We start from the raw sequence: 13,664 nt of genomic DNA on the forward strand, positions 1-13,664 counted from the left end.
CTATTCGCTATTCGCTTTCTTATGCCGCTTCCGCCGCCAGGCGCTGCGCCTTCTCGACCGCCTCGTCGATGCCGCCGACCATGTAGAAGGCGGCTTCCGGCAGGTGGTCGTAGTCGCCGGCGCAAAGGCCCTTGAAGCCCTTGATCGTGTCGGCGAGGTCGACCAGCTTGCCCGGCGAGCCGGTGAACACTTCGGCGACGAAGAACGGCTGCGACAGGAAGCGCTCGATCTTGCGGGCGCGGGCAACCGTCTGCTTGTCCTCTTCCGACAGCTCGTCCATGCCGAGGATGGCGATGATATCCTGCAGCGACTTGTAGCGCTGAAGGATCGACTGCACCTGGCGGGCAACCTGATAGTGCTCCTCGCCGACGACCATCGGGTCGAGCATGCGCGAGGTGGAATCCAGCGGATCGACGGCCGGATAGATGCCCTTTTCCGAGATCGCGCGGTTGAGCACGGTCGTGGCGTCGAGGTGGGCGAAGGAGGTCGCCGGCGCCGGGTCGGTCAAGTCGTCGGCCGGCACGTAGATCGCCTGCACCGAGGTGATCGAGCCCTTGGTCGTGGTCGTGATGCGCTCCTGCAGCGCGCCCATGTCGGTGGCCAGAGTCGGCTGGTAACCCACGGCGGAAGGAATGCGGCCGAGCAGCGCCGACACTTCCGAGCCCGCCTGCGTGAAGCGGAAGATGTTGTCGACGAAGAACAGCACGTCCTGGCCCTGGTCGCGGAAATATTCGGCGACGGTGAGGCCGGTCAGGCCGACGCGGGCGCGCGCGCCCGGCGGTTCGTTCATCTGGCCGTAGACGAGCGCGGCCTTGGAGCCGGCACCGCCGCCCTTCTTGTTGACGCCCGATTCGATAAACTCATGATAGAGGTCGTTGCCTTCGCGGGTGCGCTCGCCGACGCCGGCGAACACCGAGAAGCCGCCATGGGCCTTGGCGACGTTGTTGATCAGTTCCTGGATCAGCACGGTCTTGCCGACGCCGGCGCCGCCGAACAGGCCGATCTTGCCGCCGCGGGCATAAGGCGCCAAGAGGTCGAGAACCTTGATGCCGGTGACCAGGATCTGCGCTTCCGTCGACTGGTCGACATAGGCCGGAGCGGGCTGGTGGATGGCGCGCATTTCGACGCCGTCGACCGGGCCTTCCTCGTCGACCGGCTCGCCGATGACGTTGATGATGCGGCCGAGCATGCCGGGACCGACCGGAACCGAGATCGGCGCGCCGGTGTCATAGACTTCCTGGCCGCGGACGAGACCTTCGGTCGAGTCCATGGCGATGCAGCGCACAGTGTTCTCGCCGAGATGCTGGGCCACCTCGAGCACCAGGCGGTTGCCGACATTGTCGGTTTCCAGCGCGTTCAGAATGGCCGGCAGGTGATCCTCGAACTGCACGTCGACGACGGCGCCGATGACCTGGCGGACCTTGCCGGCGGCGCCGACGCGCTTGGCCGCAACGCTGGCTGCGGAAGCCGCGGCCTTGGCCGGAGCGGCCGCCTTCTTCGCCGGAGCGGCGGCTTTCTCGGCGGCTGCCGGGGCCTTCGCCGCCTTGGGGGCCGGTGCCGCCTTGGCGGCGGTCTTCGGGGTAGCTGCTTTCGCCATCGTCTTTGCCCTTTTCGTCTATCCGTTGTTCACGCCACTCGCCGGGTGTCCCGCGCGGGGCGTGATTAGAGCGCCTCGGCGCCCGAAATGATCTCGATCAGTTCCTTGGTGATCTGCGCCTGCCGCTGGCGGTTGTAGGTGATCGACAGCTTGTTGATCATGTCGCCGGCGTTGCGCGTCGCATTGTCCATCGCGCTCATCTTGGCGCCCATCTCGCCGGCCGCGTTCTCCAGCAGCGCGCGGAAGATCTGCACGGCGATGTTGCGCGGGATGAGGTCGGAAAGGATCTCGCCCGGCTCCGGCTCGTATTCGTAGACGGCATTGCCGCCACTGGTCGCCTCGGGAGCGGTCGACCCGGCGGCCGCCGGAATGATCTGCTGCGCCGTCGGGACCTGGCTGATCACCGACTTGAACTGCGAATAGAACAGCGTGCAGATGTCGAAGCCGCCCTCGTTGAAGAGGTGGATGACCTTGCGCGCGATCGCATCGGCATTGGCGAAGCCGAGCGTCTTCACTTCGCGCAGGTCGACGCGCTCGAGGATCATCGAAGCGTATTCGCGGCGCAGGATGTCGTAGCCCTTCTTGCCGACGCAGATGATCTTCACCTGCTTGCCGTCGGCCAGCAGCCTGCGGATGTGGTCGCGGGCGAGACGCGCGATCTGCGAGTTGAAGCCGCCGCACAGGCCGCGCTCGGCCGTGCAGACGATAAGCAGATGCACATCGTCCCGGCCGGTGCCCGTCATCAGCGCCGGGGCATCGCCGCCGCCGCCGATCGCCTGGGTGATGTTGGCCAGAACCGCGCCCATGCGCTCGGAATAGGGTCTGGCTGCTTCCGCCGCTTCCTGCGCGCGACGCAGCTTCGCCGCGGCGACCATCTGCATCGCCTTGGTGATCTTCTGCGTCGCCTTGACCGAGGCGATACGGTTACGAAGGTCTTTTAACGAAGCCATGCTTCAAACCTGATCCCGTCCAGCTTCGTTCAAGCGAAGGTCTTGGCGAAGGCGTCGATCTCGGCCTTGAGCTTGGCGCGCAAATCGTCCGACAGCGCCTTCTCCTTGCGGATAGCATCGAGCACGTCCTTGCCGGCCGAGCGCATGTGGCTGAGCAGCCCATGCTCGAATTTGCCGACCTGGTTCAACGCCAGCTTGTCGAGATAGCCGTTGACTCCGGCGAAGATCACCGCGACCTGCTCCTCGACCTTGAGCGGCGAGAATTGCGGCTGCTTGAGCAGCTCCGTCAGGCGCGAACCGCGATTGAGCAGACGCTGCGTTGCCGCGTCGAGGTCGGAGCCGAACTGCGCGAAGGCAGCCATTTCGCGATACTGCGCGAGCTCGCCCTTGATCGAGCCGGCGACCTGCTTCATCGCCCTGATCTGCGCCGAAGAGCCGACACGCGACACAGACAGGCCGACGTTCACTGCAGGGCGGATGCCCTGGAAGAACAGGTTGGTTTCGAGGAAGATCTGGCCGTCGGTGATCGAGATCACGTTGGTCGGAATGTAGGCGGACACGTCGTTGGCCTGCGTCTCGATGATCGGCAGCGCGGTCAGCGACCCGTTGCCGTTGTCGTCATTGAGCTTGGCGGCGCGCTCGAGCAGGCGCGAGTGCAGGTAGAAGACGTCGCCCGGATAGGCTTCACGGCCCGGCGGGCGGCGCAGCAGGAGCGACATCTGGCGGTAGGCGACGGCCTGCTTCGACAGATCGTCATAGCTGATCAGCGCATGCATGCCGTTGTCGCGGAAATATTCGCCCATGGTGCAGGCGGTGAACGGCGCCAGGAACTGCATCGGCGCCGGATCGGACGCGGTGGCGGCGACGATGATCGAATATTCGAGCGCGCCGCGCTCTTCCAGCACCTTGACGAACTGCGCGACGGTCGAGCGCTTCTGGCCGACGGCGACGTAGACGCAGTAGAGCTTTTCCTTCTCGGGGCCGTTGTCGTGCACCGACTTCTGGTTCAGCATCGTGTCGAGGATGATGGCGGTCTTGCCGGTCTGGCGGTCGCCGATGACCAGTTCGCGCTGGCCGCGGCCGACCGGGATCAGCGCGTCGATGGCCTTGAGGCCGGTCGACATCGGCTCATGCACCGACTTGCGCGGGATGATGCCGGGCGCCTTGACGTCGACACGCTTGCGTTCGGTCGCCTTGATCGGGCCCTTACCGTCGATCGGATTGCCCAGCGCGTCGACGACGCGGCCGAGCAGGCCCATGCCGACAGGCGCGTCGACGATGGCGCCGGTGCGCTTGACGGTGTCGCCTTCCTTGATGTCGCGGTCGGCACCGAAGATGACGACGCCGACATTGTCTGCTTCGAGGTTCAGCGCCATGCCGCGGATGCCGCCCGGGAATTCGACCATCTCGCCGGCCTGGACGTTATCGAGGCCGTAGACGCGGGCGATGCCGTCACCGACGGACAGAACCTGGCCGACTTCGGAGACCTCGGCCTCCCTGCCGAAATTCTTGATCTGGTCTTTCAGAATTGCGGAAATTTCCGCGGCGCGGATGTCCATCAGCCGACCTCTTTCAGTGCAAGCTTGAGCGAATTGAGTTTGGTTTTGAGCGACGTGTCGATCTGACGCGAGCCCATCTTGACGATCAGGCCGCCGAGCAGTGACGGATCGACGGTCATGGCAATGGCCACGTCCTTGCCGGCGATGCCCTTCAGCGTCGCCTGGAGTTCAGCCTGCTGCGCCGCCGTCAGCGCATGCGCCGAGGTGACCTCGGCCGATGCCTCGCCGCGATGGTCGGCTGCGATCTGGCGAAATGCCTTGATCATGCCGGGTACCGCGAACAGGCGGCGGTTCTTGGCGACGACGCGCAGGAAATTGCCCACCAGGCCGGTGATCTGGGCCTTGTCGGCGATGGCGGCGATGGCCCTTGCCTGGTCCTCGCCGGAAAACACCGGGCTGTTGATCAACCGCGCGAGATCGTCGCTGCTGTTGAGCATTGCCTCGAAGCTGGCCAGGTCGGCCTCGACCTTGGCGACTGAATTGTCCTGCAGCGCAAGCTCGAACAGCGAGCCTGCATAGCGTTCGGCGACAGCTGAGATTGGCGATGACGATTGGGCCACGGACCGTCTTTTCTCTTGTCTGACAGGCCGCAGATTGTTGGCGCGAGCGAGAACTCTGGCTAAATCTTTGACCTTACTGCATTTTTCCAAGCACGGAGGCGCGGCTTCCGCTATCCCCGGTCGAAAGTCGATTGCCGTCTAGCACAGGCTTTTTAAGACCGCAATGCATCGTCCGGCATGGTTTTCAGGCACTTTTGTCGCATCAGGCGGCTGGCGCCGATCCCAAGCGCCGGATTCACAGTACAAAGCCGAAGGCAAAGGCCAGGGGCAGCGCCGCCAGCGCCAATTCAACCACGATCGAAACCCAGTTGAAAGGGGTGTTGGCGCCGTCCGACATCATCGACAGGAGCCGGCCGAAGGCGGTGAACAGCCAGGAGAAGCCCAGCGCCATGTAAAGCAGCGGCTGCGCCAGAAGAATGCAGCACAGGCTGACGCCGAGATAAAAGCCCGACATGCGGCCGCGTCCCTCGGCGATCGCCGCCGCTTTCTCGGGCCTCGGCTGCAGGCGCAGCGCGCGAAACGCAAGCCCCGGCGCCAGGAACAGGAACAGGCCGAGCGCCAAGGTCACGACGGCGCTCGACCAAGCCAGCCACTCACCCTGGCTGGCGGGCCACGGAAACGCGAAGTCCATAAAATCCCCCTCTTATTTCTTGTTCTGAAACAGCGGCATTCTAGCCAGGGAATGAAGGCGCGCCAGAGGACGGCGGGCACATTAGGTACAGCGCATCAGGCGAGCGCGAAATCGACCGCGGCCGCGGCATGGATGCGCGTCGTGTCGAAGACCGGAATGTCGAAATCGCCCTGGCCGATCAACATGGTGATCTCGGTGCATCCCATGATGACGCCGTCCACACGGTCAATGCGCCGCATCCGGCCGATCTCGTCGAGAAAGGCGGATTTCGATTCGGGCCTGACGATGCCTTGGCAGAGCTCGTCATAGATCACCCGATGCACCATGTCGCGGCCGCCCTGGTCGGGCACGATCGGCTGCAGTCCGTATTTCTCCGCGAGCCGTCTCTTGTAGAAATCCTGTTCCATGGTGAAGCGTGTCGCCAGCAGCGCCGGCCGCTTCACGCCGGCATCGACGACAGCCTGCGCCGTGGCGTCGGCGATGTGGATGAGCGGGATCGATATGGCCGACTGCACCGCGTCGGCGAGCTTGTGCATGGTGTTGGTGCAGACCATCAAGCCCTCGGCGCCGCCCGCCTCCAGCTTGCGCGCGGCTTCCACCAGAAGGACGCCGGCGCCCTCCCAGTCGCCTGCATGCTGGCGTTCGGCGATCTCGGCGAAATCGAACGACCACAGCAACAGCTTGGCCGAATGCAGCCCACCCAGCCGCTCGCGCACGATCTCGTTGAGCAGGCGGTAATAGATCGCCGTCGATTCCCGACTCATGCCGCCGAGAAGGGCAAGGGTTTTCATAAGCGACCACTCCGTTGGGACTGTCTCTCCCGGTTATAAGAAGCTCTGCGGGTCGATGTCGACCTGCACCCTGACCGAGCCGCGCAGCTTCGGTCCTTCCGCCAGCATGGCCCGAATAAAGCCTTGCATGTCCGCGCGCCGTTCGCCTTGCACCAACAGCCGGAATCGGTGACGGCCGCCGATCAGCGACAAGGGCGCCTCGGCCGGGCCGAGCACGAAGAGATCGGTAGCCTGCGGCGCCGCGCGCCTTAACCCCCGTGCATGGCTTTCCGCCTCGCCGCGTGTCGCGGCGCTGACGATGATGCCGGCGAGCCGGCCGAAGGGCGGCAGCGCCGCCCGTTCGCGCTCGGCGATCTCGCGCTCGTAAAAGGCTTCCGAATCGCCCGAGACGATCGCCCGCATCACCGGATGATCCGGCTGGTAGGTCTGCAGGAGGCCGAGGCTCTTCTTGCCGGTGCGGCCGGCACGCCCCGTCACCTGGCTGAGCAGCTGGAAGGTGCGCTCGGCGGCGCGCGGATCGCCATTGGCCAATCCCAAATCCGCATCGACCACGCCTACCAGCGTCATGCCGGGAAAATTATGACCCTTGGCGACCAGCTGCGTGCCGATGACGATATCGGCCTCGCCATTGGCGACCGCCTCGAGCTCGAGCCTGAGCCGGCGTACGCCGCCCAGAAGATCGGACGACAGCACGATGGTGCGGGCATCGGGGAAATGCCCGACCACTTCCTCGGCGATGCGCTCGACGCCTGGGCCGCATGCCACCAGATGGTCGAGCGTGCCGCATTCCGGACAGGCTTCCGGCCGCCGCTCGTTGTGGCCGCAATGATGGCAGACGAGCTGGCCGCGAAAGCGATGCTCGACCAGCCAGGCCGAGCAGACCGGGCAGCCGAAGCGATGGCCGCAAACGCGGCAAAGCGTCAGCGGCGCATAACCGCGCCTGTTGAGGAAGAGCAGCGACTGCTCCTTCCTCTCCAGCGTGCGCTGCATCTGCTCCAGCAAGACCGGCGACAGGAAGCCGCCTCGCGCCGGCGGCGAGCGCCGCATGTCGATCGACTTGAGGTCGGGAAGCGCTGCCTCGGCGAAACGCGACGACAGCACGGCCCGATCGTAGCGGCCCTGGCTGGCATTGACCCGGCTTTCCACCGAGGGCGTCGCCGAAGCGAGCACGACCGGGAAACCACCGATATGGCCGCGCACCACCGCCATGTCACGCGCGTTGTAGAAGACGCGGTCTTCCTGCTTGTAGGCGGGATCGTGCTCCTCGTCGACGACGATCAGGCCGAGTTCCTTGAACGGCAGGAACAGCGCCGAGCGCGCGCCGGCGACGACGCGCACGCCGCCCTCCGCGATCTGGCGCCAGACGCGTTCGCGCATCCGCGGCGGCAGGTCGGAATGCCATTCCGCCGGCTTGGCGCCGAACCGGTCCTGGAAACGTTCCAGGAAGGCATGCGTCAGCGCGATTTCCGGCAACAGGATCAGCACCTGTCTGCCCTTGTCGAGCGCCGCTGCCACCGCTTCGAAATAGACTTCCGTCTTGCCGGAGCCGGTGACGCCGTCGAGCAGCGTGACGTTAAAGCCATCGGCGGCGACCGCGGCGCGCAGCTTGTCAGCCGCCGCTTTCTGGTCAGGCATCAATTCCGGCACGGCATGAGAAGGATCAGGCGCCGCCACCACCGGACGCGGCGGGATCATCACCGTCTCGAACACGCCCTGTGCCCGCAAACCGTCGATGACGGTCGAGGAGACGCCAGCGGCGTGCGCCAGCCCCGAGCGCGTCCAGGCAAGCCCGCCTTCGGCCGTCTCGAGCACGCGCCGCCGCGCGTCGGTCATCCGGTCGGGCCCGGCCAGCGTGCGCTGCAGCCCTTCGATCCACGGCTCGGGGTCGAAAGCCTCGGGCGCGCGCAGCAGCATACGGGCCACCATGCCAGGGGCCGACAGCGTGTATTGCGCGATCCAGTCGACGAAGCGGCGCATCGCCTTGTCGATCGGCGGGCAGTCGAACACCTCCTCGATCGGCCGCAATTTCTTCGCATCGACGGTCTCGACCGCGCCATCCCAGACGATGCCGGCCACCTGCCGCGGCCCGAGCGGCACGCGCACGATCGAGCCCGGCACCACGCGCATGCCGGGCGGCACGGCATAGGTATAGGGCCGTTCGGCGGGCATCGGCACCAGCACGGGCGCGGCTGCGACAAAGGGCGAATCTTCGATCATCGGGCGTGACCTTGCCCCGACTTTGCTCTAGATCAAAGGGGACCCTCGCATGTGCCTGGCGGGCGCCAGGCGATCCCCAAGGAGACAGCCATGAAGTTTTTTGTCGACACCGCTGACATCAAGGAAATTAAGGAGCTGCACGATCTGGGGCTGCTGGACGGCGTCACCACCAACCCGTCGCTGATCCTGAAATCGGGCGGCAAGATTTCCGAAGTCACCAAGCAAATCTGCGACATCGTCGAAGGGCCGGTCTCGGCCGAGGTGGTGGCCACCGAATACAAGGACATGATGGCCGAGGCCGAGGTGTTGGCCAAGATCGCGCCGAACGTGGCCATCAAGGTGCCGCTGACGCTAGACGGCCTGAAGGCCTGCAAGACCATCCGCACCGAAATGAACCGCATGGTCAACGTGACGCTCTGCTTCTCGGCCAACCAGGCGCTGCTGGCCGCCAAGGCCGGCGCCTCCTTCATCTCGCCTTTCGTCGGCCGCATCGACGACACCGGCTCGGACGGCATGGAGCTGATCTCGGAAATCCGCACCATCTACGACAATTACGATTTCAAGACCGAGATCCTGACCGCCTCGGTGCGCACGGTGAACCACGTCAAGCAAGCCGCGCTGATCGGCGCCGATATCGTGACCGCGCCGCCGGCCACGCTGAAGGCGCTGGTCAATCACCCGCTGACCGACAAAGGCCTCGCCGCCTTTCTCGCCGACTGGGCCAAAACCGGCCAGAAGATCGGCTGAGGCCGGAGCAATTCCAGGAAAGTGTGTAACGATTTTCCGTCTGGGAATTGCGCAAGGCAAAAAGCAACTGAGTAGCAAAGAAGGCCGGGCAACCGGCCTTTTTTCGTGGCAAAGTGCCTATGCCTTGCCAGGTCACCTGCCTCGGCGATTGGCCGTAACGCCCATCGCGATCGTCATCCACGGGCGGAGCAAGGAGCGAAGCGACGCGCGCAGACCCGAGGATCCACTCCGTGACATACGAGCGTCGCAACGGTGCAGAATTCTGCTCCGCCGCACCTTCAGGCCGAGGTAACGGAATGGATCCTAGGATCTACGCGACGCCGCTTCGCGGCTGCTCCGCCCTGGGATGACGAAGTTCGGAAGGCTTCAGCCAATCTCCGGCGAGGAACTAGGCCTTTTTGCCGTGCCTGGCCAAATCCTGGGCGATGGAAAGCCGCAGCAGGTCGGCCAACTCACGCGCAGCGCGGTTCTCCGCATCGATCTGCGCACGATAGGCCGCGAATTCCTGGCGCGGCCGGTCGAAGGACGAGGGGATCGAGCGCTTGCCGACGGCAATCACCGTGTTGGTCGCGGTGTCCCTGAGCACGTAGTTGGCGGTCAGCGTGACCGTGCCGGCCGTCGGCTCGTCTTCCTGGGTCTGCACCTGCACGATGGCCGCCGATTCGACGAGCTCGGTGACGCCGAGATCGAGCGTGTAGGCCGGCGAGGCCGGCTCGCCCGAGCCCTGCCCGAAAGCGAAGATCAGATTGTTGCGCACCTGCTGCGCGTAACGGGTATTGACCGGCTTGATCGAGATCGAACCGAGCTCGGCGGAGGCGCTGAGCGATCCGGGCGACAGCGGCTGGCTGGAATAGAGCGGCCGCACGGTGCAGGCCGAGACCAGCGCCAGCGCGGCGACCATGCCGCAGAGCGCCAAGCGGCCGCGCAGGCGGGCCGCATCTGACTTCACCGGATCAGGCAACGACATTGACGATCCTCTGCGGCACGATGATCACCTTGCGCGGAGCCTTACCTTCCAGTGCTTTTTGCACGAAGTCGAGGGCCAGCACCGCTTTTTCGACGGCACCTTGATCCGCGTCGCGGGCAATTGTCAAATCCCCGCGCTTCTTGCCGTTGACCTGCACCGGCAGCACGATCTCATTGTCGACCACCAGCGCCGGATCGTAGACCGGCCAGGGCCGCTCGGCGACCATTTCGGCGCCGCCCAGCTCCTGCCAGCATTCCTCCGCCAGATGCGGCATGACCGGCGCGATGATGTGCACCAGGATTTCCACCGCCTCGCGGCAGGCGCCCTTCAGCGCGTCGTCGGCCTTGCCTTCGGCAACGTCGGCCAGCGGCGCGGCCAGCACATTGGCGAGCTCGTAGATGCGGGCGATCGCACGGTTGAAGCCGAGCTTCTCTATGTCCTCGCCGACCGCCTTCAGGATCTTGTGGGCGGCCTTGGAAACGGCGCCTGCATCGCCTTCCTTCGCCGCCGTCGGCTTCACGCCGGGCAGCTGCTCGGCCGCGATCTGCACCAGGCGCCAGATGCGCTGCACGAAGCGGTGCGCGCCGGCCGCACCCTCGTCGGTCCATTCGACGTCGCGCTCCGGCGGCGAGTCCGACAGCATGAACCAGCGTGCCGTGTCGGCGCCGTAACCGTCGGTGATCTCTTCCGGGCTCACCGTGTTCTTCTTCGACTTCGACATCTTCTCCAGCGCGCCGACCGTCGCCTCCTCGCCGGTGGCGATCTCGACGGCGCGGCGCTTGCCGTCGACGTCCTCGAGCCTGACCTCGCTCGGCGACAGCCAGCGCCCATTGTTGGACGGGCCGCCGACGCGGTAGGTCTCGTGCACCACCATGCCCTGCGTGAACAGCCCCTTGAACGGCTCTGCCAGATTGAGGTGACCGGTCTCGCGCATGGCGCGGGTGAAGAAGCGCGAATAGAGCAGGTGCAGGATCGCGTGCTCGATGCCGCCGATATACTGGTCGACCGCCAGCCATTCGTCGGCCGCCTTCGGCTCGGTCGGCTCGTTGGCCCAGGGCGCGGTAAAGCGTGCGAAATACCACGACGAATCGACGAACGTGTCCATCGTGTCGGTCTCGCGCCGCGCATCGCGGCCGCATTGCGGGCATTTCACATGCCGCCAGGTCGGATGACGGTCGAGCGGATTGCCCGGGCGATCGAACTCGATGTCGTCGGGCAGCTTCACCGGCAGGTCGGCCTTCGGCACCGGGACGACGCCGCAGGCTTCGCAATGGATCATCGGGATCGGGCAGCCCCAGTAGCGCTGGCGCGAAATGCCCCAGTCGCGCAGGCGGAAATTCACCTTGCGCTCCGCCATCGGCCGGCCGCCGATGCTTTTCTGCTCCAGGAGCTTTGCCACTTCATCGAACGCCCTCTCGGGCTTCATGCCGTCGAGGAAGCGCGAATTGATCATCACTCCGTCGCCGTCATAGGCCTCCTCGATGATCTGGAAGCTCCCCTGGTTTTCGCCTTCCGGCATCACCACCGGGATCACCGGCAGGCCGTATTTATTGGCGAAGTCGAGGTCGCGCTGGTCGCCCGACGGGCAGCCGAAAATGGCGCCGGTGCCGTATTCCATCAGCACGAAATTGGCGACATAGACCGGCAGCGTCCAGTTCTCGTCGAACGGGTGGACGACGCGGATGCCGGTGTCGAAGCCCTTCTTCTCGGCCGTCTCCAGCGCCGCCACCGAGGTGCCCATATGGCGGACCTCCTCGATGAACTTCGCCAGCTCGACATTGCTCTCGGCGGCTTTTCTCGCCAGCGGATGGTCGGCGGCGACCGCCATGAAGGAGGCGCCGAAGATGGTGTCCGGCCTTGTCGTGTAGACTTCCAGCTCATGTGTGTCGCCAACCGGTGCCGCCAGCGGCCAGCGGATCAGCAGCCCTTCCGAGCGGCCGATCCAGTTGTGCTGCATCAGCTTGACCTTTTCCGGCCACTCTTCGAGTCCGTTGAGCGCGTCCAGCAGGTCCTGCGCGAAGTCGGTGATCTTGAAGAACCACTGCGTCAGTTCGCGCTGCTCGACCAGCGCGCCCGAGCGCCAGCCGCGGCCGTCGATGACCTGCTCGTTGGCGAGCACCGTCATGTCCTCCGGGTCCCAGTTGACCTTGGAGGATTTGCGCGTCACCAAGCCCTTCTCGACGAAGTCGAGGAACAGCATCTGCTGGCGGTGGTAATAGTCGACGTCGCAGGTCGCGAACTCGCGCGCCCAGTCGAGCGACAGGCCCATCATCTTGAGCTGCTCACGCATGACCGCGATGTTTTCGTAGGTCCAGTCCTTGGGATGGACCTTGTTTTGCATGGCGGCGTTTTCGGCCGGCATGCCGAACGCGTCCCAGCCCATCGGATGCAGCACGTTGAAACCCTTGGCGCGTTTGTAGCGCGCCACCACGTCGCCCATCGTGTAGTTGCGGGTGTGGCCGATATGGATCTTGCCCGACGGATAGGGGAACATCTCGAGCACGTAGTATTTCGGCTTCGGGTCGTCGTTGCGGGCCTCGAACAGCTTCTTTTCGGCCCAGGCCTTCTGCCATTTGGGCTCTGACGTGCGCGGATTGTATCGTTCGGTTGCCATCGGATGTTTTTCACTTAAAAGCAGGTGCGCGGTGCTGGATTAAGGCGTGTCGATATTCAGGTCAGGCCGAGCCGAAAATGGCGGGTTCCGAGAACCGGAGCGAAGCGTACTTAAGTACGTGAGCACCGGAAGCGCAGGAAACCGGCATTTGCAGGCCGGCATCACCTGAATATCGACACGCCTGGGCCGGCAGCCGAGACAATGTCGTCGCGGTGTTCACCATGGATTGCCGGACCCGTCAACTGCGGCGAGCCGGCCGACCATGAAAACTATAGGCAGGATAGTGGCATGACGAACGCCGTAGAGCAGCTTCACGCGGTCAGGGCGAAGATCGCGAACGCCGAGCGCGAGGCGAAGCGAGCGCCCGGCGCCGTCACGCTTGTGGCGGTGTCGAAGACCTTCGCGGCCGAGGACATCCGCCCCGTCATCGAGGCAGGCCAGCGCGTCTTCGGCGAGAACCGCGTGCAGGAAGCGCAAGGCAAATGGCCGGCGCTGAAGGCGGCATTTGCCGATATCGAGCTGCACCTGATTGGCCCGCTGCAATCCAACAAGGCCAAGGAAGCGGTGGCGCTTTTCGATATCATCGAGACGGTCGACCGTGAGAAGATCGCCGCCGAGCTTTCAAAAGAAATGGCCCGGCAGGGCCGGGCGCCGAAACTCTATGTCCAGGTCAACACCGGCTCCGAGCCGCAAAAGGCCGGCATCGAGCCGCGCGAGGCGGTCGCTTTCGTCAAACGCTGCCGCGACATGCACGGTCTCGCCATCGAAGGCCTGATGTGCATCCCGCCGGCCGATGAAAACCCCGGCCCGCATTTCGCGCTGCTGGAAAAGCTCGCCCGCGAGGCCGGTGTCGCGAAGCTCTCGATGGGCATGTCCGGCGATTACGAGACCGCCATCGCCTTCGGCGCGACCAGCGTCAGGGTCGGGTCGGCAATCTTCGGCAACCGGTGACGCCGTCACCCGCTATCTTTCCGTGGGGTTGATTGATGATCCGCTGCCGCCACGCTATATCTAGCCAAGCTAGCTAGGAG

General features: G+C 65.0%; 11 protein-coding genes. 2 read left to right on the top strand and 9 right to left on the bottom strand.

Annotated features, from left to right (window positions below; all coding sequences use genetic code 11):
• Nucleotides 1-19: 19 nt before the first annotated feature.
• From atpD to CK219_RS27395, 7 genes are all read right to left on the bottom strand, one after another.
• Complete coding sequence (atpD, locus tag CK219_RS27365) at nt 20-1,597, bottom strand: F0F1 ATP synthase subunit beta (protein ID WP_095769728.1); 1,578 nt, start codon at nt 1,595-1,597, stop codon at nt 20-22.
• A 65-nt stretch (nt 1,598-1,662) separates the two neighbouring features.
• Nucleotides 1,663-2,547, bottom strand: a complete 885-nt coding sequence (locus CK219_RS27370; RefSeq protein WP_095769729.1) for a F0F1 ATP synthase subunit gamma — start codon at nt 2,545-2,547, stop codon at nt 1,663-1,665.
• A gap of 29 nt (nt 2,548-2,576) precedes the next feature.
• Entirely contained in the window at nt 2,577-4,106 is a 1,530-nt protein-coding gene (gene atpA / locus CK219_RS27375) for a F0F1 ATP synthase subunit alpha (protein ID WP_095769730.1), read from the bottom strand.
• Entirely contained in the window at nt 4,106-4,666 is a 561-nt protein-coding gene (locus CK219_RS27380; protein WP_095769731.1) for a F0F1 ATP synthase subunit delta, read from the bottom strand. The genes atpA and CK219_RS27380 overlap by 1 nt, the downstream gene beginning before the upstream one ends.
• A 235-nt stretch (nt 4,667-4,901) precedes the next feature.
• The gene (locus CK219_RS27385; RefSeq protein WP_095769732.1) at nt 4,902-5,297 is read right to left on the bottom strand and encodes a DUF4345 family protein; all 396 of its coding nucleotides are present in this window, start codon (nt 5,295-5,297) and stop codon (nt 4,902-4,904) included.
• 95 nt (nt 5,298-5,392) lie between these two features.
• Entirely contained in the window at nt 5,393-6,088 is a 696-nt protein-coding gene (locus tag CK219_RS27390; RefSeq protein ID WP_095769733.1) for an aspartate/glutamate racemase family protein, read from the bottom strand.
• A 33-nt stretch (nt 6,089-6,121) separates the two neighbouring features.
• Complete coding sequence (locus tag CK219_RS27395; protein WP_095769734.1) at nt 6,122-8,305, bottom strand: primosomal protein N'; 2,184 nt, start codon at nt 8,303-8,305, stop codon at nt 6,122-6,124.
• A 90-nt stretch (nt 8,306-8,395) separates the two neighbouring features.
• On the opposite strand from CK219_RS27395, the gene fsa reads away from it, so the two are divergent.
• Nucleotides 8,396-9,052 carry a fructose-6-phosphate aldolase gene (gene fsa / locus CK219_RS27400; protein WP_095769735.1) on the top strand — a complete coding sequence of 219 codons (657 nt, stop codon included), beginning with the start codon at nt 8,396-8,398 and terminating at the stop codon, nt 9,050-9,052.
• 388 nt (nt 9,053-9,440) lie between these two features.
• Here the strand turns inward: fsa and lptE are convergent, their stop codons facing one another.
• On the bottom strand, nt 9,441-10,019 hold the full coding sequence (lptE, locus tag CK219_RS27405) for an LPS assembly lipoprotein LptE (RefSeq protein ID WP_095769736.1): 579 nt from the start codon (nt 10,017-10,019) through the stop codon (nt 9,441-9,443).
• The gene (gene leuS, locus CK219_RS27410) at nt 10,006-12,633 is read right to left on the bottom strand and encodes a leucine--tRNA ligase (protein WP_095769737.1); all 2,628 of its coding nucleotides are present in this window, start codon (nt 12,631-12,633) and stop codon (nt 10,006-10,008) included. The genes lptE and leuS overlap by 14 nt, the downstream gene beginning before the upstream one ends.
• A gap of 288 nt (nt 12,634-12,921) precedes the next feature.
• Here leuS and CK219_RS27415 point away from each other — a divergent pair, with 288 nt between their 5' ends.
• Nucleotides 12,922-13,584, top strand: coding sequence for a YggS family pyridoxal phosphate-dependent enzyme (locus tag CK219_RS27415; RefSeq protein WP_095769738.1), 663 nt, complete (start codon nt 12,922-12,924; stop codon nt 13,582-13,584).
• Nucleotides 13,585-13,664: the final 80 nt, after the last annotated feature.

The organism is Mesorhizobium sp. WSM4313 (genome assembly GCF_002294725.1).
Taxonomy (GTDB): domain Bacteria; phylum Pseudomonadota; class Alphaproteobacteria; order Rhizobiales; family Rhizobiaceae; genus Mesorhizobium.